Source organism: Mesorhizobium loti CJ3sym, assembly GCF_000472785.1.
In the GTDB taxonomy this organism is placed as follows: Bacteria; Pseudomonadota; Alphaproteobacteria; order Rhizobiales; family Rhizobiaceae; genus Mesorhizobium; species Mesorhizobium loti_E.
In genome coordinates, this window is the sequence record NZ_AXAL01000024.1 from 99947 (window position 1) to 119157 (window position 19211).

The window sequence follows — 19211 nt, forward strand, 5'->3', positions numbered from 1 at the left end:
TGCGGATCAACCTTGACCGTCGGCACGCACGGTCCTGGCGCCAACATGCAGCGCACGTCCGGCGCCGAACCCCATGATGGCAGCACCCAGTCCAAGTGCGACGAAGAGGAACGCCGATTCCGAAAAACTGCCGGTCCAGCCGCGGATTAGGCCCACCAGCAGCGGGCCGAACGCCGCAAGCACATAACCCACACCTTGCGCCATGCCCGAAAGATGCGCCGCGACATGAGAATCCGGCGAACGCAGCACGATCAGGGTCATGGCTGCCGCGATCAGGCCACCCTGCCCGATGCCTTGCAGAACCGCCCAGAAAAGCACGGTCGAGACCGGCGCGAACAAAATGCCGAGCAAGCCAACAACCGCGATGCCGACGAGCACCACGTTGATGCCGCGCTGGTCCTTCAGCCGCACGGCGATGGACGGCACCGCGAGGCAAGTGATGACCTGCGCCATGACGGATAGCGAAACGATGGCGCCGGCCGTCGCCCCGTCGAAACCGCGCTCGCGCAGGATCGGCGCCAGCCAGCCGAAGATGCAATAGGCAAGCGCCGACTGCAGCCCCATGAACAGCGTCACCTGCCAGGCCAGGCGATCGCGCCAGAGCCCGACGACGCGAAAGCCGCGATGGCTGACCTGCCGCCGGCTACCCAGCGCCTGCGGGGTCCAGATCAGCAGCACGATCAATGTCGGCACCGCCCACGCAGCGAGCGCACCCGACCATGAGCCGGTGACAAGATGTTCGATCGGCAGCGTGAAGCCCGAGGCGGCGGCCGAGCTGGCGCAGAGCGCCATGGTGTAAAGCCCGGTCATGACAGCGGCCTTGTCGGCAAAATCGCGCTTCACCAGCCCGGGCAACAGCACGTTGCCGATGGCGATCGCACCGCCGGCAAGGAAAGTGGCCACAAACAGCAACGGAACGGATTCGAACCAGCGCAGCCCCGTTCCCAGTACCAGCAGCGCAAGCGCGCCAAGCAAGGTGCGCTCGGCCCCATAGCGCTGGGCCAATCTTGGCGCGAAGGGCGCAAACAGACCGAGGCACAAGACCGGCAATGTCGTCAGCAGGCTGGCGCCGGTCGTCGAGAGCCCGGTTGCCTGCATCACCTCGGGCAACAGCACCGACAGGCTGGAAAACAGGAAGCGCAAGCTGAAGGCGATCAGCACAAGGCTTGCGCCAAGCACGATACGCGCGGCACGGCTGCGCAGTTCAGGCGGCTGCAGCGGCGGCTGGCTATCGGCTTCGGCATCGATGAGTTGCAGCCCCGCGACGGCATCGGCCCTCGGGTCGGACTGGCGAAAAACCTGGTTCATTGGGAAAGCAGTCTTTCAAGTTGGGCAAGCACCGGCGCCATGAAAGCGCGGACAGCGGCAACCGCACGGTCCGGATCGTTCGCGGCGATGGCGTCGACGATTGCCGCGTGCGCCTGCTGATCCGGCTCGGGCAGCTCGCCGTCGATGGTGGCATGGATGGTTTCGGTGATGGCGGCGGTGAAGAAGTCGTAGAGCTCCATCATCGCCCTGTTGCCGGACGCCGCGACGACCGATTTGTGGAAGGCAAGGTCGCGCCGGATGAAGGCATCGCTGCCGCCGTCGGCAACGGTGCCGCGCTCGGCAAGCAGTTGGCGCATCCGGTCGAGATCGGCCGGCGTGTGGCGCAAGGCGGCAAGCCGCGCCGCCTCCAGGTCGAGCGCTGCCCGCGCCTCCCATTGGTCGCGCAAGCCGGTGCGCTTGACGCCGTCAAGCGCGGCTGAGGAATCGACGGTAGAGCGTACATAGGTGCCCGACCCCTGGCGCGTATCCAGCAGTCCTTGCGAGACGAGCACTCTCACCGCCTCGCGCACGGTACCACGGCTGACCGACAGAAGGTCGGCAAGGGCCGCTTCATTGGGAATACGCGCGCCGACGCCCCAGCGGCCGCCGAGGATTTCAGCACGCAGGCTTCCAGTCGCGCTGTCGGTAAGATTGGTTCGGATAGCGGGCTGCATTGGCCTATTCATCAAGTCATCGGATGACTTGATGAATAGGCTCGCTTCGGGCAGCCGTCAAGCTACTGATCGAGATAGCAGTTCACCAGCCGTGGACTCGGTCAGTTGGCAGCCCGTGAAAAGCTCGCCATGTGAAACGCCTGACCTTCCGGCGGATAGCGGTAGGCAGTGCCATAGGGACAGGCATTGCGGTCGAGGCAACCGCCATCGCGGCACGGCCCGCCATTCGCTCCCCGCACATGTGCCAGGCAGGACTGATAGGCGAAGCCTTCCCTGGAATAGGCGTCGACCGGACAGGATTTCAGGCAGGGTTTCTCGACGCAGGCATCACAAAGGTGGATTGCCTCGCGAGCCTCCGGAAGCGCAATCTCCTCCTCGAACAGCAACGCGCCGCGATAGGCATGCCAAAGCCCGTATTGCGGATGCATGAGGATGCCGAGAGGCGACTGCTTTAGTCCCTCCGCCCGCATCGCCCATTGCTGGAACGGCAGATAGGGCTTGTCCGAAGGCGAAACCGCCCGCGCGCCAAATGCCTGCGCTACGTCGCCGATGACCTGCCGAGACCAGCTGTCGAGGGGATTGGCGATTGTCTGTGGCTGCCTCTCGCGCCAGCGCAGGAAATGCGGCCAGGGCGCCGCGCCCGCCTGCCCGACCAGCAGCACGGACCTTGCCGGCCCGCCAGTAGCGCCCGTTGTCGGTGCTTCGCCTGGCGCAAAATTGAAGCCGCCACGAAGAATAAGGCCGTTGGCAAGAAGCGCCGCAGCGATACTGTCAACGCTGCCGGCGCGCGCAATCATCCCTTCTTGACCGGATCGGAGAAAGCGCTCCGCCAGACTTCCTTGTGGATGATGTTGGCGACTTTAGCCCCGCCTGATTCGGGCTCCTTTCAAGTGAAGGCGTCGGGCATCGACCCCTTCTTCTTGGCGATGAAGTCTTTCAGGGCCTCGTCGATGCTCGGATCGAGATACGGCGCCTCGTAGCTTTCCAGCCAGCGGCGAGCGAGGTCGTTGGCACGCTGCGGCGCGGTCTTCTCGCCTTCGGCCAGCCATTGTTCGTAGGAATTATTGTCGGCGATGTTGGAGCGGTAGAAAGCGGTCTGGAAATTCGCCTGCGTGTGGTCGCAGCCGAGATAGTGGCTGCCCGGTCCGACCTGGCGGATGGCGTCCATCGCTTGGCCATTCTCCGACAGATCGACGCCTTCGGAGAATTTCTGCGTCATGCCGAGCTGGTCGATGTCCATCATGAATTTTTCGTAGCAGGACGCCAGCCCGCCTTCGAGCCAACCGGCCGAGTGGAGGACAAAGTTGGTGCCGGCAAGGATGGTCGAATTCAGCGTGTTGGCGCTTTCATAAGCCGCCTGCGCATCCGGAACCTTGGACGCGCACAGCGAACCGCCGGTGCGGAACGGCAAGCCGAGGCGGCGTGCGAGCTGTGCGGCGCCATAGGACACCAGCGACGGCTCCGGCGTGCCGAAGGTCGGCGCTCCCGACTGCATCGAGATCGACGAGGCGAAGGTGCCGAAAAGCACCGGCGCGCCGGGACGGATGAGCTGCGTGAACGAAGCACCGGCCAGCACTTCGGCCAGGACCTGCGTCAGCGTGCCGGCAACCGTCACCGGGCTCATCGCTCCGGCCAGGATGAACGGCGTGACGATGCAGGCCTGGTTGTGGCGCGAATAGACCTTCAGCGCGCCAAGCATTGTTTCGTCGAACACCATCGGCGAGTTGGCGTTGATCAGGCTGGTCAGCACCGTGTTGTTCTCGACGAAGTCGTCACCGAACACGATCTTGGCCATGGCCACGGTGTCCTCGGCGCGCTCCGGCGCGGTCACCGAGCCCATGAACGGCTTGTCGGAATATTTGATGTGGCTGTAGATCATGTCGAGGTGGCGCTTGTTGACCGGCACATCGACCGGCTCGCAAACCGTGCCGCCCGAATGGTGGATCGACGGCGCCATATAGGCGAGCTTCACGAAATTCTGGAAATCCTCGATCGTCGCATAGCGCCTGACACCGTCGAGGTCGCGCACGAAGGGCGGCCCATAGACCGGCGCGAAAACGGTGGCGTTGCCGCCGATCTGCACCGAGCGCTCGGAATTGCGGGCATGCTGGGTGTAAATGGACGGCGCGGTCTTGAGCAGCGAGCGGCACAGCCCCTTCGGGAAGTGCACGCGCTCGCCCTTGACGTCGGCGCCGGCCTCTTTCCAAAGCTGCAGCGCTTCCGCATCGTCACGGAAGATGATGCCGATCTCTTCGAGCACCGTGTCGGTGTTCTTCTCGATCAGCGCCAGCCCTTCCTCGTTCAGCACCTCATAGACGTTGATCTTGCGCTTGATGTAGGTGAGCTGTGTGCCTGGACCGCCGCCCGAGCGCGCCGCCCTGCGGGCCGCAGCCCCGCCGCTGGCGCCGCGCCCACGCCGCGCGTTTGACGCTTCCTGGTCGACTGCCGCGTGTTCGCTCATGATCGCTCTTCCCTGAATATGGCCTGCCTGACGATGGCTGGTCCGTAACCGTTGCTGCCGCATGGCGCGGCTTTCGCCGGATCGTAGCCATGCACCCTATTCGAAACGGCCCGTCCGCGCCAACGCCTGTCGCAAAATCGACAAGAAAACCAATAGATTTTCCAGTCGCTTTCCTTTTGCGGGAAGTCGCAAATCAGCTATGGATGCATGCCCCTAGCGGGTTAGGTATGAACGCGAATATTTTGTGCCTTGCGACGCAGTCGCGATGCCGGCAGGAGCTCGATACATATGGCCGACGACGAGATCATCCTTTCCGAACTTTCCGACGATGAGTTGGTGCAGCAGATGCACGACGATCTCTATGACGGGCTGAAGGAAGAGATCGAGGAAGGCACCAACATCCTGCTGGAGCGCGGCTGGATACCCTACAAGGTGCTGACCGAAGCGCTGGTCGAAGGCATGCGCATCGTCGGCGAGGATTTTCGTGACGGCATCCTGTTCGTTCCGGAAGTGCTGTTGTCGGCCAACGCCATGAAGGCCGGCATGTTCATCCTGCGCCCGCTGCTCGCCGCCACCGGCGCGCCGAAGCAGGGCAAGATGGTCATCGGCACGGTCAAGGGCGACATCCACGACATCGGCAAGAACCTGGTCGGCATGATGATGGAAGGCGCCGGCTTCGACGTTATCGATCTCGGCATCAACAATGCGGTCGAGAAATATCTCGACGCCATCGAAAAGCATCAGCCCGACATCATCGGCATGTCGGCGCTCTTGACCACGACCATGCCCTACATGAAGGTCGTCATCGACACGATGAAGGAAAAGGGCATCCGTGACGACTATGTCGTGCTGGTTGGCGGCGCGCCGCTCAACGAGGAATTCGGCAAGGCCGTCGGCGCCGACGCTTATTGCCGCGATGCCGCGGTAGCCGTCGAGACCGCCAAGGATTACATGAAGCGCAAGCACAACATGCGCGCTTCGGCCTGATCGGTTCAGCAAGGCGCCTGGCCAACCATCAAAGCCGCGCCTTGCAGCGCGGCTTTTTCGTTACCAGATGAAGGGTGACCGCGGCAAACAAAGCCGGTTCGATTGAAATCATGGCCAAGGTGCAAAAAACGCAATCGGATCAAGCAGGCAGGCTTCTGGTCATTGCCTGCGGAATGATCGCGCGCGAAGTTCTGGCCGTGAAGGGGCAGCTCAAGCTCGACCATCTGGAACTGACCTGTCTTCCCGCGGAATTCCACTTTTACCCCGACCGCATCGCGCCCGCCATGGACAAGGCGATCGAGAAGGCCAAGGCCGAGGGCTACGAGCATATCTTCGTCGGCTATGCCGATTGCGGCACCGGTGGCCTGCTTGACCGCGTTCTGGAGAAGCATGGCGTTGAGCGCATGGCCGGCCCGCATTGCTTCGCCTTCTATCAAGGCATGGAGGCCTACGCGAAAATCGCCGATGACGACATGATGTCCTTCTATATGACGGACTTCCTGTGCCGTCAGTTCGATGCCTTCTTCATGAAGCCGCTCGGCTTGGACAAGCACCCGGAACTGATCAAGGACTATTTCGGCAACTACGAGAAGCTGATCTATCTCGCACAGACCAACGATCCGGAGCTAGACAAGGTCGCGGAAAAAGCGGCGGCCCTGCTCGGCCTTGCCTATGAGCGGCGCCCGACCGGCTATGGCGATCTGACAGGCGAACTCGCGCGGGTCGCGGAAGTCGCCTGAGCGCCATTTGCCCTAGGCTGGCCCATTCTCCACCCGCAGCGCCGCCAGCACATCGGCAAAGCTGGTCGTGCAGACAAAGCCCAGCCTGTCCCTAGCCCGCGACGCGTCATAGACGCGGTCGATTGAGGAAAACATCGTCCAGCCCTTTCGCGCGTAGAGCGCCTGGAAGTCCGGAAAATACCGCGCGACGACCGACGGGGCGTCGGCGATCAGCGCCGCGCAGTCTTCAGGCCGAAACGGTGTTGGCGTGCAGACGATAAAGGTATCGAAGCCGAGTTGCGGCGCTTTCTCCAACGCAGCGACATGGGCCTGCGCCGCATCTTGCACCGTCAGCCTGCGAAACAGCAACTCATTGGCCTTGGTGTTGGCATCCGACTGTTCGATCGCATGCGCCATGTCATCGGCTTCGGGAAAGAAGCGGGCCGTGCGCAGCACGACCACCGGCAGACCATGCTGAAGATGATAGAGGCGGCAAAGATGTTCGGCTGAAAGCTTGGTGACGCCATAGATGTTGCGCGGCTCGGGCGACATCGCTTCCGTCAGCCAGGCGGCCTTGCGCGCGCCGCCGCTAAACCCGTCGCGTATCGCTTGCGAAATCATCAGCGAGGTCGTCGAGGTGAAGACGAAGCGCTGCACGCCGTTCGCCACCGCTGCGTCCAGCAGGTTGAGCGTGCCCTGCACATTGGTGGCGACGAAATCGCTGTTGGCGCGGCTCTCTATGTTGGGTTTGTGCAGAGCGCCGCTGTGAATGATGGCTTCGATTCTGTTGTCACGAACGGCTCGCATGACAAGCTCACGATCCGCAATCGAGCCGACAATTTGGGTCTCTGTCGATGCGACAGGATCAAGTCCCGTCACCTCATGACCAAGGCCGCGCAGCAGCGGCGCCAGTGCGCTGCCCAGCCAACCCGACGACCCCGTCAGCAAGATTCGCATTCGTCACACCATGATTTTGACCGGCAACGCTGTTAAGCACGGATGAAAGGCGCAAGCGACCCGATTAGTCAGGCACCAACCTGCAGGGGCGCAGCTCCAGACATCAACTGCCACTAGCCTCGGGAGCCCCGGATGATCCTTCGCCCACTGCTTGCCGCCATCGGCCTGTTCTGCTGCACCTTGCCCGCCCTTGCCGACGGCCAGCTGCAGAAAATCATCACTCCTGCCGACAAGGCCCGGCTCGACAAATATGACGAGACCCGCAAGGCGGCGCTCGCCGAGGCGAAAGCAGGCGACCCTGCCGATGTCCAGCAGCTCGATGCCTTGTTGGCCAAGCCGCTGGTGTCCTTCTCCGACAAGGACCTGACCGGCAACTGGCAATGCCGCACCATCAAGGCCGGCGAGACCAGCCCGCTCGTCATCTATGGCTGGTTCAAGTGCAAGGTGACCGACGATGGTTCGGGCTGGCGGCTGGAAAAGATCAGCGGTTCGCAGCGCACCAAGGGCCGCTTCTTCGACGATGGCGAGAAACGCGCGATCTATCTTGGCGTCGGCTACGTCAACAGCGATCCCGCAAAACCCTATGGCAGCGGCCCGCAGACCGACCAAGTCGGCTATGCCTTCCGCACCGGCGCCAAGGAATGGCGCATTGAATTTCCCGCGCCCTACTATGAATCGAAGCTCGATATCATCGAATTCAAGCGTTGAGCCGTACCGACCGCCGATCACCAAGGATTAACCCGGACGCTCTAGCATAACGGGCGCCGGGATCCGGCATCGGTTGCATCTTTCCGGCGCGCACCATGGAACCCCAGAAGTCTAACATCGTCGTCGTCACCGAAGGTGGCCCGCACATCTGGGCGGTCATCAACGCCATCGTCGACAGCCTGGGTCCTGTCAACGTTATCCTCGAAACGCCTGAATCCAAAAAGCAATTGCTGGTCAGGCGCGCCCGGCGCCAGGGTTGGGTCTCGGTCATCGGCCAGTTGGGCACGATGGTGCTGACGCGCCTGGGAAAGCGCTTCTTCGCCGGTCATGCCGAGCAGATGATCGCTGAGCAGAAAATGCAGACCGAGCCGAAACCGGGGCAGTCGATCATCCATGTCACCTCGGCCAACGCGCCGGAATGCCTGGATGCCATCGCAAGGCTCCAGCCGGGTGTCGTGTTTCTCGCCGGCTGCCGGATGCTGACCCGCGACACGCTGTCGAAAATCGCTTGTCCCGTCATCAACTACCACGCCGGCATCACGCCCAAATACCGCGGCATGAACGGTGGCTACTGGGCGCTGGTATCAGGCGACGCGCAAAATTTCGGCACCACCGTTCTGCTGGTCGATGCCGGCGTCGACACTGGCGGCGCACTGCGGCAAGCGCGCGGCAAACCCGAACGCGGGGATAGCATTTCGAGCTATGCGCTGCGGCAAGCCTCGTTCTCGCGCGACATCTGCGTGGAGGCGGTCCGCGATGTACTGGCTGGAAAACGCGCCACCATCGATCCAGGCCTGCCGTCACGGCAATGGTATCACCCGACGATCTGGTTCTACATCTGGACGGGCCTCCGAACCGGCATCTGGTAGGGTCTTGCCGGCCCGGAACCGGGCAAGGCACGACGGCTTTTTCGGCGCGTCGGACCCGTCGCAGGCGCACGTCACAAACGAATAAACACACCTTTCATTTTACGACATTGAAATGCGTCGCTTTTGAATGCGCGCGCGTCGTCCCATAACAAGCGGCCCCACTGCGCATGCGGCAATGCTCGATAGTTCGAGGAGCGAGAATTCATGGCCGATCTTATCGTCGTCTACTGGCGCGACATCCCTGCTCAAATCATCGTCAAGAAGGGCCGGCAGAACGCCAAGCGCGAACTGCCTTTGCGCTTCACCGAGGCGATCGACATGTGCGCCATGCGCACCGGCGCCGGCGGCACCGACGACTATCTGGCCGAATGGCGCAAGGCCGATCCGATCCCTGTTGGCGACGATCTCGAAGCCGAGGTTGAAAAGGCTTTTCAGGACCTCGACATGAAATATGACCGTGAGCGGCTGGTCGCTCTGGTCAAGGCGGGCGGCAAAGAAAATGTCTGAAACCACTCCTGTCAAAAATGATGGGCCGGCGGTTACCCAGGCCACCCAGGTCAAGAAGGCAGCGCCGAAATCCGACTACAAGCCGGCCGATGTGTCGCCGCAGCGGCGCGTGCAGCGCTCGTTTGCGATCAGGCTGTGGTCGATCCGCCATTCCCGCTTGCTCGAATGGTTCTATGCGCGGTTTGCCGACACCTTCCTGTTGCTGCACCCGCTTTGGAAAGGCCTTGGCTACGGGCGCGTCGAGGCGCCGATCAAGTTCGTTGAAAAACGCGTCAAAGGCTTCATGTTCGACTGCCGCATGTGCGGCCAGTGCATCCTGTCGTCGACCGGCATGTCGTGCCCGATGAACTGCCCCAAGCAGCTGCGCAACGGTCCGTGCGGCGGCGTGCGCGCCAACGGCAATTGCGAGGTCGAGCCCGATATGCCTTGCGTCTGGGTCAAGGCCTGGGAAGGCTCCAAGAACATGGTCAACTCAGACAAGATCCTGACCGTGCAGAAGCCGGTCGACCAGTCGTTGCGCGAAACCTCCGCCTGGCTGCGTGTCACCGCGCAGGCGGCGGCAGCCCGCGAAGCCGCGGCCGCCCCCAAGACCGGAGCCGCGGCATGATCGGCCACCAGCGCGACGAGAACCCGGCCGGCATTCACCTGCCGCTCGACCCCCTGCCCGGCCACACCTCGCGCGGCCGGCTCGAGCGCGTGCTGCGGCGCGGCGAGTTCGCGGTGACCACCGAGCTCAACCCGCCCGACAGCGCCGACCCGGAAGACGTCTATAACAGGGCGAAGATCTTCGATGGCTGGGTCGACGCCATCAACGCCGTCGACGCCTCAGGCGCCAACTGCCACATGTCGTCGGTCGGCATCTGCGCGCTGCTGACCCGCATGGGCTATGCCCCGATCATGCAGATCGCCTGCCGTGACAAGAACCGCATCGCCATCCAGGGCGACGTGCTGGGCGGGGCGGCGATGGGCGTCGCCAACATGCTGTGCCTCACCGGCGACGGCGTGCAAGCCGGCGACCAGCCCGGCGCCAAACCGGTGTTCGATCTCGATTCCATGTCGCTGCTCGAAACCTGCCGCATCATGCGTGACAACGGCAAGTTCCTGTCCGGCCGCAAGCTCACCACGCCGCCGCAGCTGTTCCTGGGTGCGGCCGTCAATCCGTTCGCGCCGCCCTTCGACTTCCGCCCCATCCATCTCGGCAAGAAGATCGCCGCCGGCGCGCAGTTCGTGCAGACGCAGTATTGCTTCGACGTGCCGATGTTCAGGACCTTCATGCAGAAGGCCCGCGATCTCGGCCACACCGAGAAGGTGTTCGTGCTGTGCGGCGTCGGCCCGCTCGCTTCGGCCAAGACAGCCAAGTGGATCCGCTCCAACGTGCCGGGAATTCATATCCCGGACGCCATCATCAAGCGGCTGGAAGGCGCGCAGGACCAGAAGAAGGAAGGCAAGCAGCTCTGCACCGACATCATCAACGAGGTGAAGGAAATCCCAGGCGTCGCCGGCATCCATGTGATGGCCTACCGCCAGGAGGAATATGTCGCCGAGATCGTCGATGAATCGGGCGTGCTGAAGGGCCGCCAGCCGTGGAAACGCGAGATCCGCCGCGACGACCAGATGGTCGCCGACCGGCTCGACCACATATTGCATGACGACATTACCGAAACGCAGGTGGACATGGTAAAGACCGCGCACTGAAAACGCGGCCGATCACCAGACCCTGGAACGAAACCAGAGACGATATAAAGAGCACTTTATATCAAGGCGGAGAGACTTCATGACCCGGACCATCGTCGCCTCGGCGACACGCGAGATCATCATCGGCTTCGACCAGCCCTTCTGCGTCATCGGCGAGCGCATCAACCCGACCGGTCGCAAGAAGCTCGCCGCCGAGATGATCGCCGGTAATTTCGAGACCGTGATCAGGGACGCTCTGGAACAGGCCGCCTGCGGCGCCACCATGCTCGACGTCAATGCCGGCGTCACTTCGGTCAACCCGAACGAGACCGAACCCGGTCTTCTCGTGCAGACGCTGGAGATCGTCCAGGGTCTGGTCGATTTGCCGCTGTCGATCGACTCCTCGGTCACCGCCGCGATCGAGGCGGCATTGAAGGTCGCCAAGGGCCGCCCGCTGGTCAACTCCGTCACCGGCGAGGAAGAAAAGCTCGAAGCCATCCTGCCGCTGGTCAAGAAGTACAACGTCCCCGTGGTCGCCATCTCTAATGACGAGACCGGCATTTCGATGGACCCGGACGTACGCTTCGCCGTCGCCAAGAAGATCGTGCAGCGCTGCGCCGATTTCGGCATTCCGGCGCACGACGTCGTCGTCGATCCGCTGGTCATGCCGATCGGCGCGCTGGGCGATGCCGGCCGCCAGGTGTTCGCGCTGCTGCGCCGTCTGCGCGAAGAGCTCAAGGTCAACACCACCTGCGGCCTCTCCAACATCTCGTTTGGCCTGCCGCACCGCCATGGCATCAACGCCGCCTTCATCCCGATGGTGATCGGCGCCGGCATGACGTCAGCGATCATGAACCCGGTGCGTCCGCAGGAAATGGAAGCCGTGCGCGGCGCCAACGTGCTCAACGGCACCGACGAGAACTGCACCAACTGGATCCGCACCTATAAGGACTACAAGCCGGCCGAAGGTGGCCAGGCGGTCGCGGCGCCGACGCAGGTCAACGCACCGGGCGATGGCGCTGCCGGCGGTCGCCGTCGCGGCGGCCGTGAAGCCCGCATGGGTCGGGGATAAGCGCGCAATCGTGAGCCGAGCTGCAAACCACGCTGAACCGATCGCATCGTTGATGCGGCCGGACCGGCCTGCTTTGCGCTCAAGCCATGCCCAATATGGCGTCGAACACTGCCATGCCCGCCCACGATCCGAATATGCCGGTCACGCCGCCTATGATGAGATCATCGTCATAGGCGGGCCAGCCTCCGTGCAGCACCAGCACCGCGACGATCGCGCCGAGAATACCGGTGGCCAGATATTGCGGATTGCGCAGCCATGGGCCCTTCAGCAGGCGCACCATGGTAAAAGCAGTGAATATGCTGGACAGCAGGAGCTCGAACATGATTGGCCTCTGGACCATCAGACACTCCGCCCAATACTGAAACGATCCGTTAAACGGGATCGACAATCCCTACCGAGACACGTGTACGCATGAACTCGCCTGCCAACATCACCGATCCACTCGTGCTGTTCATGCCGTCGGGCAAGCGCGGGCGGTTTCCTGTCGGCACGCCGGTGCTCGATGCCGCGCGCCAGCTTGGCGTCTATGTCGAAAGCGTGTGCGGTGGCCGCGCCACGTGCGGACGCTGCCAGATCGAGGTGCAGGAAGGCAATTTCGCCAAGCACAAGATCGTCTCGTCCAACGACCACATTTCGCCCAAGGGTCCCAAGGAAGAGCGCTACGAACGCGTGCGCGGCCTGCCTGAACGGCGCCGCCTGTCCTGCTCGGCGCAGATCCTCGGCGACCTCGTCATCGACGTGCCGCAGGACACGGTCATCAATGCGCAGACCATCCGCAAGGATGCCGACACCAGGGTGATCGCCCGCGATACGGCGATCCGCATGTGCTATGTCGAGATCGAAGAGCCCGACATGCACAAGCCGCTCGGCGACCTCGACCGGCTGAAGATCGCGCTGATGAAGGATTGGGGTTTCAAAAACCTCGAATTCGACTTCTACCTGCTGCCGCAGGTGCAAGGCATATTGCGCAAGGGCAACTGGACCGCGACCGCCGCCATCCACAAGGATGCCGACAGCGACATAGCGCGCGTCATCGCTTTGTGGCCGGGCCTCAAGAACGAGGCCTATGGGCTCGCTTGCGACATCGGCTCGACCACCATCGCCATGCATCTGGTGTCGCTGCTGTCGGGCCGCGTCGCCGCCTCGTCCGGCACCTCGAACCCGCAGATCCGCTTCGGCGAGGATCTGATGAGCCGCGTCTCCTATGTGATGATGAACCCGGACGGCCGCGAAGGCATGACGGTTGCCGTGCGCGAGGCGATCTCCAGCCTCGTCGACAAGGTCTGCGCGGAAGGCAATGTCCAGCGCAACGACATCCTGGATAGCGTCTTCGTCGGCAATCCGATCATGCACCATCTGTTCCTCGGCATCGATCCGACCGAACTTGGCGGTGCCCCCTTCGCGCTGGCCGTCTCGGGCGCGGTGCGCATCAAGGCCTCCGACATCGGCCTCAAGCTCAACCAGGGTGCGCGGCTCTATATGCTGCCTTGCATCGCCGGCCATGTCGGCGCCGACGCGGCGGCCGTGACGCTGTCGGAAGGCCCGCATCGCCAAGACGAGATGATGCTGATCGTCGACGTCGGCACCAATGCCGAGATCGTGCTCGGCAATCGTGCGCGGGTTGTGGCGGCTTCCTCGCCGACCGGACCGGCCTTCGAAGGCGCCGAAATCTCCGGCGGCCAGCGTGCGGCGCCCGGTGCCATCGAGCGCGTGCGCATCGATCCCGACACGCTGGAACCGAAATACCGCGTCATCGGCTCGGAATTGTGGTCCGACGAGCCGGGCTTCCTCGACAGCGTGCAGGCGACCGGGGTTACCGGCATTTGCGGCTCCGGCATCATCGAGATCGTGGCAGAGATGTATCTCGCCGGCATCATCTCCGAGGATGGCGTCGTCGATGGATCGCTGGCCGCGCGCTCGCCGCGGGTCATCGCCAACGGCCGCACCTTCTCCTACGTGCTGAAGGAAGGTGAGCCGAAGATCACCATCACCCAGACCGATGTGCGCGCCATCCAGCTCGCCAAGGCAGCGCTCTATGCCGGCACCAAGCTGTTGATGGAAAAACAGAACACCGAGCATGTCGACCGCATCCATTTCGCCGGCGCCTTCGGCTCCTTCATCGATCCGAAATACGCCATGGTGTTGGGGCTGATCCCCGATTGCGACCTCGACAAGGTCTCGGCCGTCGGCAACGCCGCCGGTGCGGGCGCGCGCATGGCGCTGCTAAACCGCGGTTATCGCCGCGAGATCGAGGAGACGGTCAGCCAGATCGAGAAGATCGAGACCGCGCTGGAACCGAAATTCCAGGAGCACTTCGTCTACGCCATGGCGCTGCCTAACAAGGTCGACCCGTTCCCGAAACTGTCGGCGGCGGTGAAACTGCCGCCGCGCAAGACGGTCAGCGAGGACGGTGTCGCCGGCGACGCCGCCCCGCGACGACGCTCGCGCGAAGGCCATGCGGCAAGGCGCAGCCGGGAGTAAAAGCGCGACGCGCTACAACGGATTCAGCTGTCGCGCCTTGAATGCATTTTTCAATCCGCGGCAGGTGCAAGTCGAACCATGGCTTGAGCTGTTGCGGGCTTTTGGCGCGTGAGCGGTTTGAGCAAGCCGGTCAACGGTTTTTCAACAATCAGATAGAGCCCTGCGGAAATCGCAATGCTGACAAGGGCAACCGATGCCGGCTGCCAACCTGGCGGAACCCCAAGCCGCAATATGATGCCGGTTACCACGACAACCACCAGCACATGCCAGACGTAGATCGAATACGAGGCATTGCCGAAAAATGTGAACAGGGCCATTGGGCTGAACGGCCTGGCGCGCTCGGCAAAAACCGAGCCGGCAACGACCAGCATCGACGGAATACCCCAACGCAGGACACGGGGCATTTCGGGATCGAGCATCTGAACCACTATCAGCAAGACAAATCCGCCGACAACCAGCGACAGCGCCAACACAAGCTGGAGCCGAACATCCTTCATCCACAGACGCCCAACGACAATGCCGGCCGCGAACTCGAGCACGATGGGCGAGGTAAATGCCTCGGCGTAACCTTTCAGCAGCAACAAGTTCAACACCACCAGCGCCGTCAGCACGCCGATCAGCGCGGCAAAACGCTGCTTCTCGCCTAGCAAGAGCGACAAGGCGAAAATGACGTAAAACATCATTTCATAACACAGCGTCCAGCCCTGGATCACCACGGGGTGAAGTGCACCATTCTGCGTGATCGGAAGAAACAACAGCGAGCCGACAAGATTTGCGGGGCTCAGCACGTGCCCGAAGAGAAATTGCGGCTTGAAGAAAATTGCCAGCGCGGTCAGCAGCGTGACAATCCAATAAAGCGGCACGATACGAACGATCCGTCGCCACATGAAACGCTGTGGATCAACAGGGTGATCGACCGTGGTCACCCACATGATGAAACCGCTGATGACAAAAAACAGGTCAACCCCTGCCGCGCCAACCGCGAACGGACCGCCGAACTGCTCGCTGATGTGAAAGAGGACTACAGAGAAAGCGGCAAGCCCTCGAAGGTATTGAATACTGTGGATGTCATTCACGCCCGTACCCCTACTACCTGAATTAGCACCCTCAAATGCTGCACTGCACAATAACGGACATCGGCCGCCTGCTGTCAACCGGATAAAACCTCAGGTAGCGTCACGGTGTGGCTCCGGTCGGCTGCGACATGGCCGAGAAGCAATCCCCTTCGGGCCTCAAACTTATTTGCATACAAATGTTTCCGGATCGGCCGATCTGGAAACCGAACCGCTGTTTTCGCGAAGTCCATCCGATACATGGCAGGCGCATTTACCCGGCATCGAATGGCGGCCGAAGATAATCCTCGGCTCCTGCTGTTCTTCAAGGGAGATGAAAATGTCGATGTTTGGAAATCTCGGTCGCTTCGGTGCGACCATCAGGCAGACCCATGCCCGGAACAAGACGATCCGCGCGTTGAACAGCCTGCCGGCGCATGTCCAGAAGGACATTGGCTGGCCGGCATCGCCGGCCAGCGACCCGCAGGCCGCGCTCACCTCGCTGCTTCTGGGGCCGGCGCGCTGATGACCTTCGCCGACAAATGCAAATTGCTCGGCGTCCGCCGGGGATCTCGCACATCCCCGGCAACCAGCAACCGGCTGCGCGCGGCACTTTTGCCGCGCCGCTAACATCAGCGGCGCGGATCACACAGCCGTGTGGACACCGTGTAAATCTTGACATTTTCGGCCAAGGTACGATGTTCGGAAATAGTGGAGGTTTCTCTTAGTCGGCTGCAGCCGAAGTTCGTGTATCCGCATGCCAAGTTTGAAAAGCCATTTCGTGTCCTTCGTGCTCAGGCACAGCCGCAAGCAAGCATTTTCCAGCCCGGAAAACCTGCAGCGCTGGATCGCGGCCGCGCGCAAGACCGAGGACCATCGCCCGCCGGCCTCGCTGCACCAGCGGTTCGACATAGAGACACGCACCGTCGACGGCTTTCCGGTCTACGAGATCGCGCCCCGGGCCGGCGAGCGCAAGCGGATTCTCTACCTGCACGGCGGCGCCTATGTCTTTGAAATCACGCCCTATCACTGGCACCTGATCGCCGACATGGCCGACCGGCTGGGCTACGGCATTACCGTGCCGATCTATCCCATCGCCCCCGAACACGATTTCCACGCCATGTTCGGCATGGTCGGCGATGTCTATCGCGAGATGATCGAGGAGACAGAGGCGGAAGACATCATCTTCATGGGCGATTCCGCCGGCGGCAACATGGCCGTGGTGTTGACCATGATGGCCGCGGAAGAGGCCCTGCCGCTGCCGTCGCGCCATGTGCTGATTTCACCCGGCCTCGACATGTCGCTCTCCAACCCCAAGCTGTTCGAGGCGGAGCGCAATGATCCGTGGCTGGGAATTCCCGGCGGCCTGGAAGCGATCCGCATGTACAGCGCCGGCATCGACCGCAGCGACTGGCACATCAGTCCGCTCTATGGCGATCTTTCGGTGCTGCCGAAAACGCTGCTCCTGACCGGCTCGCACGACTTGCTCAGCCCCGACAATCTGATCTTCGCCGAAAAGGCGCGTGCCGCCGGCGTCGAAATCGATGTCGTCTATGAGGAAGGCATGTTCCACGTTTGGCCGCTGATCGACATGCCGGAATCGCGGCGCGCCCGCCAACACATCGTTGCGTTCCTCAGCGAGACCGCCGCGCCGATCGGGCAAAACATAAGAACAAGGTACGGGGTGCCCTCCGCGGAGGCTGCGGAGTAGCGCTTCCGGTCCAGTATCTGACGATCAGAACTTGCCGGTTCCCCTGAACACTTCGAAAGTGTCGCGGATGTGGTCGGCGACAGCCTTGACCGGCGCGCTGGCGTCCGGCGCCACCACCATAGCCAGATTGTAGGTGCCGATATCGGGCATGCCGTCCTTCGAGCAGAGCTCGATCATGTCGTTGCCGAGGAACGATCTTGGCAGGGGCGCGACCGCGAGATCGGCCATGATTGCGGCACGCTGGCCGGCCGTGTGCGCGCTCATGTAAGCGACGCGAAAGTTACGGCCCCCGCGGCTCAGCGCGTCAAGCGCCCCTGCCCGCCAGGCGCAGCCCTCTTCCCACAATGAGACCGGCAGCGGTTCGCGCAGATGCGCGCAGCCGCCCTTGGCGCCGGCCCAAACGATGGGTTCGGTCAAAAGCACCTCGGCGCCGAGCGCACTGGTCTTGTATGAATTGGTCAGAAGCGTGATGTCGAGCGCCCGGTCGTCCATGCGGCGGCGCAGATTGCTGCTCTGGTCGATGGTGACGTCGACGGCGATCGACGGATGCGACTGCGCGAAGCGCTTCAGCACATGCGGCAGCACGCGCTCACCATAATCATCCGGCGAGCCCAGTCGAACGACACCGACAATCTCGGGAACGATGAACTTCGACACCACCTCGCGGTTGATCGACAGCAGCCGGCGGGCATAGCCGAGCAGCATTTCGCCATCCGTGGTCAGCGACACCGAGCGCGCGTCACGGACGAACACCGAGCGGCCAAGAATGTCTTCCAGCTTCTTGATCTGCATGGAGACAGCCGAGGGCGTGCGGAACACCGCATTGGCGGCGGTGGTGAAGCTGCCGGTCTCGGCAATCGCCACGAAAGTGCGCAAAACGTCGAGATCGAGCAGCGGCAGCGGATGATTGAGCGGGGCGTTCATGGGAGCCGACCTTCAATTTTTCTGATACAAAGCATCATTCCATTTCGTTTGATTGAACATCAGTTTGGGACGATAGTCAATCTTGTCGAGACAGGATGCTGCCAGATGCAGCCACGAAACCAACACGACACAGACCTGTAATCGACATGAAATGAAGCTGAAACAGACCTGACGTAACCAACCGCTGCCTGGCATCCCTGCCCGGCGCTCAAGGAGAAATGAAATGTCTATCCTGTCGTCCCTCGGTCGCATCGCGACTGAATTCAGCGCGGCACGCGCCCGCTACCAGACCGAACGCGCCATCCGTTCCCTGCCGATCGAACTGCAGAAGGATATTGGCTGGCCTGAAGCTTCCGACACCAAGACCGGCATCCGCAATGGCATCGGATCGTGGGCTGGAGCGAAGTAAACCGTGTGTAGCAAATGCTGAAGGCCTGCCGCGCTGACCCAGCCCGGCAGGCCTTCTCGATTTTAGCCCCTAGGCCTTCATCATTTTATTTGTATTCAAATGAGTTTTCGAGCCATGTTGCCAGCGCATGGCGCATATGAACAAGCCGCATAGCGGCTCATTTCTCGATTAATGCCTTGTAAACAATCATAAATTTCAGGCACGCTGCCCAAATTTGTCGTATTCGGTGTCGCATTTCATATCAAGCGCTTCGCTTTTGCGATTTAGTTTTCACTCACACAAGCCTATATTAGCGCCAGCAAACGAGCTGCCCCACTCCATCAAGCGAAGGCGACCCGTCTGAGCAACCGATAGGAGATGATGATGAAGCTTTTTGCCCGCCTCTTTGCCCGCCGCGAAATGAACCTGACCACCGCTCTAGATGTGAGCTTTCGGGAGGTTGTCCATTCGGACCGGATCGAGGAGACTGGAGTTACCAGGCTTCAGCATCCACCGGAGGGTCCGAATGAACATCCACAAGAATGCCCGTCTCACGCCGCTGCGTCGAGAGGAGATGGCGCTGTCGGTGATAGAAGGCGCTCTTTCCCAAGCCCATGCGGCGCGCGTCTACGGCGTGACGGCCAAGATCGTGGCGCGCTGGGTCGAGCGTTATAAGGTCGAAGGGCGGGCCGGCATGGTCGACCGTTCGTCGCGACCCT

The 19211-nt window shown here is 62.1% G+C and carries 21 protein-coding genes; 13 read left to right on the forward strand and 8 right to left on the reverse strand.

The features are described from left to right. Nucleotides 1-6: 6 nt before the first annotated feature. From A3A9_RS0128030 to A3A9_RS0128045, 4 genes are all read right to left on the reverse strand, one after another. Nucleotides 7-1308, reverse strand: coding sequence for a CynX/NimT family MFS transporter (locus tag A3A9_RS0128030; RefSeq protein WP_027061604.1), 1302 nt, complete (start codon nt 1306-1308; stop codon nt 7-9). Next, nucleotides 1305-1982 carry a FadR/GntR family transcriptional regulator gene (locus A3A9_RS0128035; protein ID WP_027061605.1) on the reverse strand — a complete coding sequence of 226 codons (678 nt, stop codon included), beginning with the start codon at nt 1980-1982 and terminating at the stop codon, nt 1305-1307. Before A3A9_RS0128035 ends, A3A9_RS0128030 begins: the two co-directional genes overlap by 4 nt. A 101-nt stretch (nt 1983-2083) precedes the next feature. Further along, nucleotides 2084-2779 (reverse strand): 4Fe-4S dicluster domain-containing protein, encoded by a 696-nt coding sequence (locus A3A9_RS0128040; RefSeq protein ID WP_027061606.1) that lies wholly within the window; start codon nt 2777-2779, stop codon nt 2084-2086. Between the two features lie 89 nt (nt 2780-2868). Next, nucleotides 2869-4443, reverse strand: coding sequence for a trimethylamine methyltransferase family protein (locus A3A9_RS0128045; protein WP_027061607.1), 1575 nt, complete (start codon nt 4441-4443; stop codon nt 2869-2871). Nucleotides 4444-4731: 288 nt separating this feature from the next. Between A3A9_RS0128045 and A3A9_RS0128050 the strand changes: the two genes are divergently transcribed. Together A3A9_RS0128050 and A3A9_RS0128055 are read left to right on the forward strand one after the other, a co-directional pair. Next, nucleotides 4732-5430 carry a corrinoid protein gene (locus A3A9_RS0128050; protein ID WP_027061608.1) on the forward strand — a complete coding sequence of 233 codons (699 nt, stop codon included), beginning with the start codon at nt 4732-4734 and terminating at the stop codon, nt 5428-5430. A 110-nt stretch (nt 5431-5540) separates the two neighbouring features. Beyond that, nucleotides 5541-6170: a DUF1638 domain-containing protein gene (locus A3A9_RS0128055; RefSeq protein ID WP_027061609.1), complete on the forward strand. Its 630-nt coding sequence runs from the start codon at nt 5541-5543 to the stop codon at nt 6168-6170. Between the two features lie 12 nt (nt 6171-6182). On the opposite strand, the gene A3A9_RS0128060 is transcribed toward A3A9_RS0128055, so the two are convergent. Beyond that, complete coding sequence (locus A3A9_RS0128060) at nt 6183-7106, reverse strand: NAD-dependent epimerase/dehydratase family protein (protein ID WP_027061610.1); 924 nt, start codon at nt 7104-7106, stop codon at nt 6183-6185. A gap of 132 nt (nt 7107-7238) precedes the next feature. On the opposite strand from A3A9_RS0128060, the gene A3A9_RS0128065 reads away from it, so the two are divergent. The 6 genes from A3A9_RS0128065 to A3A9_RS0128090 all read left to right on the forward strand — a co-directional run bounded on the left by A3A9_RS0128065 (nt 7239) and on the right by A3A9_RS0128090 (nt 11936). After that, nucleotides 7239-7814 (forward strand): DUF4893 domain-containing protein, encoded by a 576-nt coding sequence (locus A3A9_RS0128065; protein ID WP_027061611.1) that lies wholly within the window; start codon nt 7239-7241, stop codon nt 7812-7814. Between the two features lie 95 nt (nt 7815-7909). Further along, complete coding sequence (locus A3A9_RS0128070) at nt 7910-8683, forward strand: formyl transferase (protein ID WP_027061612.1); 774 nt, start codon at nt 7910-7912, stop codon at nt 8681-8683. Between the two features lie 204 nt (nt 8684-8887). Continuing rightward, nucleotides 8888-9190 carry a virulence factor gene (locus tag A3A9_RS0128075; protein ID WP_027061613.1) on the forward strand — a complete coding sequence of 101 codons (303 nt, stop codon included), beginning with the start codon at nt 8888-8890 and terminating at the stop codon, nt 9188-9190. Next, nucleotides 9183-9797, forward strand: coding sequence for a methylenetetrahydrofolate reductase C-terminal domain-containing protein (locus A3A9_RS0128080; protein ID WP_027061614.1), 615 nt, complete (start codon nt 9183-9185; stop codon nt 9795-9797). Before A3A9_RS0128075 ends, A3A9_RS0128080 begins: the two co-directional genes overlap by 8 nt. Continuing rightward, the gene (locus A3A9_RS0128085) at nt 9794-10885 is read left to right on the forward strand and encodes a methylenetetrahydrofolate reductase (protein WP_027029476.1); all 1092 of its coding nucleotides are present in this window, start codon (nt 9794-9796) and stop codon (nt 10883-10885) included. The genes A3A9_RS0128080 and A3A9_RS0128085 overlap by 4 nt, the downstream gene beginning before the upstream one ends. Before the next feature lie 79 nt (nt 10886-10964). Next, the gene (locus A3A9_RS0128090; RefSeq protein WP_027029477.1) at nt 10965-11936 is read left to right on the forward strand and encodes a methyltetrahydrofolate cobalamin methyltransferase; all 972 of its coding nucleotides are present in this window, start codon (nt 10965-10967) and stop codon (nt 11934-11936) included. 79 nt (nt 11937-12015) lie between these two features. Here the strand turns inward: A3A9_RS0128090 and A3A9_RS0128095 are convergent, their stop codons facing one another. Then, on the reverse strand, nt 12016-12276 hold the full coding sequence (locus A3A9_RS0128095) for a hypothetical protein (RefSeq protein WP_027061615.1): 261 nt from the start codon (nt 12274-12276) through the stop codon (nt 12016-12018). 71 nt (nt 12277-12347) lie between these two features. Between A3A9_RS0128095 and A3A9_RS0128100 the strand changes: the two genes are divergently transcribed. After that, nucleotides 12348-14417: an ASKHA domain-containing protein gene (locus tag A3A9_RS0128100; RefSeq protein ID WP_027061616.1), complete on the forward strand. Its 2070-nt coding sequence runs from the start codon at nt 12348-12350 to the stop codon at nt 14415-14417. A 50-nt stretch (nt 14418-14467) separates the two neighbouring features. Here A3A9_RS0128100 and A3A9_RS0128105 read toward each other — a convergent pair whose 3' ends face one another. After that, on the reverse strand, nt 14468-15493 hold the full coding sequence (locus A3A9_RS0128105) for an acyltransferase family protein (protein ID WP_027061617.1): 1026 nt from the start codon (nt 15491-15493) through the stop codon (nt 14468-14470). A gap of 316 nt (nt 15494-15809) precedes the next feature. On the opposite strand from A3A9_RS0128105, the gene A3A9_RS45340 reads away from it, so the two are divergent. Then, nucleotides 15810-15995, forward strand: a complete 186-nt coding sequence (locus A3A9_RS45340) for a hypothetical protein (protein ID WP_033838841.1) — start codon at nt 15810-15812, stop codon at nt 15993-15995. Nucleotides 15996-16226: 231 nt separating this feature from the next. Then, nucleotides 16227-17180 carry an alpha/beta hydrolase gene (locus tag A3A9_RS0128115; RefSeq protein WP_027061619.1) on the forward strand — a complete coding sequence of 318 codons (954 nt, stop codon included), beginning with the start codon at nt 16227-16229 and terminating at the stop codon, nt 17178-17180. A 24-nt stretch (nt 17181-17204) separates the two neighbouring features. On the opposite strand, the gene A3A9_RS0128120 is transcribed toward A3A9_RS0128115, so the two are convergent. Next, entirely contained in the window at nt 17205-18104 is a 900-nt protein-coding gene (locus A3A9_RS0128120) for a LysR substrate-binding domain-containing protein (RefSeq protein WP_027061620.1), read from the reverse strand. A gap of 223 nt (nt 18105-18327) precedes the next feature. On the opposite strand from A3A9_RS0128120, the gene A3A9_RS0128125 reads away from it, so the two are divergent. Together A3A9_RS0128125 and A3A9_RS0128130 are read left to right on the forward strand one after the other, a co-directional pair. Further along, a complete protein-coding gene (locus A3A9_RS0128125) occupies nt 18328-18513 on the forward strand; it encodes a hypothetical protein (protein ID WP_027061621.1) in 186 nt (61 codons plus the stop codon). A gap of 505 nt (nt 18514-19018) precedes the next feature. Then, a partial coding sequence (locus A3A9_RS0128130) for a helix-turn-helix domain-containing protein (RefSeq protein ID WP_027057705.1) occupies nt 19019-19211 on the forward strand: 193 nt, incomplete at its 3' end.

What these genes read in the sequence shown, in the direction of transcription:
- A3A9_RS0128030 (WP_027061604.1), bottom strand. Translation starts at nt 1,308, where the DNA reads ATGAACCAGGTTTTTCGCCAGTCCGACCCGAGGGCCGATGCCGTCGCG.
- A3A9_RS0128035 (WP_027061605.1), bottom strand. Translation starts at nt 1,982, where the DNA reads ATGCAGCCCGCTATCCGAACCAATCTTACCGACAGCGCGACTGGAAGC.
- A3A9_RS0128040 (WP_027061606.1), bottom strand. Translation starts at nt 2,779, where the DNA reads ATGATTGCGCGCGCCGGCAGCGTTGACAGTATCGCTGCGGCGCTTCTT.
- A3A9_RS0128045 (WP_027061607.1), bottom strand. Translation starts at nt 4,443, where the DNA reads ATGAGCGAACACGCGGCAGTCGACCAGGAAGCGTCAAACGCGCGGCGT.
- A3A9_RS0128050 (WP_027061608.1), top strand. Translation starts at nt 4,732, where the DNA reads ATGGCCGACGACGAGATCATCCTTTCCGAACTTTCCGACGATGAGTTG.
- A3A9_RS0128055 (WP_027061609.1), top strand. Translation starts at nt 5,541, where the DNA reads ATGGCCAAGGTGCAAAAAACGCAATCGGATCAAGCAGGCAGGCTTCTG.
- A3A9_RS0128060 (WP_027061610.1), bottom strand. Translation starts at nt 7,106, where the DNA reads ATGCGAATCTTGCTGACGGGGTCGTCGGGTTGGCTGGGCAGCGCACTG.
- A3A9_RS0128065 (WP_027061611.1), top strand. Translation starts at nt 7,239, where the DNA reads ATGATCCTTCGCCCACTGCTTGCCGCCATCGGCCTGTTCTGCTGCACC.
- A3A9_RS0128070 (WP_027061612.1), top strand. Translation starts at nt 7,910, where the DNA reads ATGGAACCCCAGAAGTCTAACATCGTCGTCGTCACCGAAGGTGGCCCG.
- A3A9_RS0128075 (WP_027061613.1), top strand. Translation starts at nt 8,888, where the DNA reads ATGGCCGATCTTATCGTCGTCTACTGGCGCGACATCCCTGCTCAAATC.
- A3A9_RS0128080 (WP_027061614.1), top strand. Translation starts at nt 9,183, where the DNA reads ATGTCTGAAACCACTCCTGTCAAAAATGATGGGCCGGCGGTTACCCAG.
- A3A9_RS0128085 (WP_027029476.1), top strand. Translation starts at nt 9,794, where the DNA reads ATGATCGGCCACCAGCGCGACGAGAACCCGGCCGGCATTCACCTGCCG.
- A3A9_RS0128090 (WP_027029477.1), top strand. Translation starts at nt 10,965, where the DNA reads ATGACCCGGACCATCGTCGCCTCGGCGACACGCGAGATCATCATCGGC.
- A3A9_RS0128095 (WP_027061615.1), bottom strand. Translation starts at nt 12,276, where the DNA reads ATGGTCCAGAGGCCAATCATGTTCGAGCTCCTGCTGTCCAGCATATTC.
- A3A9_RS0128100 (WP_027061616.1), top strand. Translation starts at nt 12,348, where the DNA reads ATGAACTCGCCTGCCAACATCACCGATCCACTCGTGCTGTTCATGCCG.
- A3A9_RS45340 (WP_033838841.1), top strand. Translation starts at nt 15,810, where the DNA reads ATGTCGATGTTTGGAAATCTCGGTCGCTTCGGTGCGACCATCAGGCAG.
- A3A9_RS0128115 (WP_027061619.1), top strand. Translation starts at nt 16,227, where the DNA reads ATGCCAAGTTTGAAAAGCCATTTCGTGTCCTTCGTGCTCAGGCACAGC.
- A3A9_RS0128120 (WP_027061620.1), bottom strand. Translation starts at nt 18,104, where the DNA reads ATGAACGCCCCGCTCAATCATCCGCTGCCGCTGCTCGATCTCGACGTT.
- A3A9_RS0128125 (WP_027061621.1), top strand. Translation starts at nt 18,328, where the DNA reads ATGTCTATCCTGTCGTCCCTCGGTCGCATCGCGACTGAATTCAGCGCG.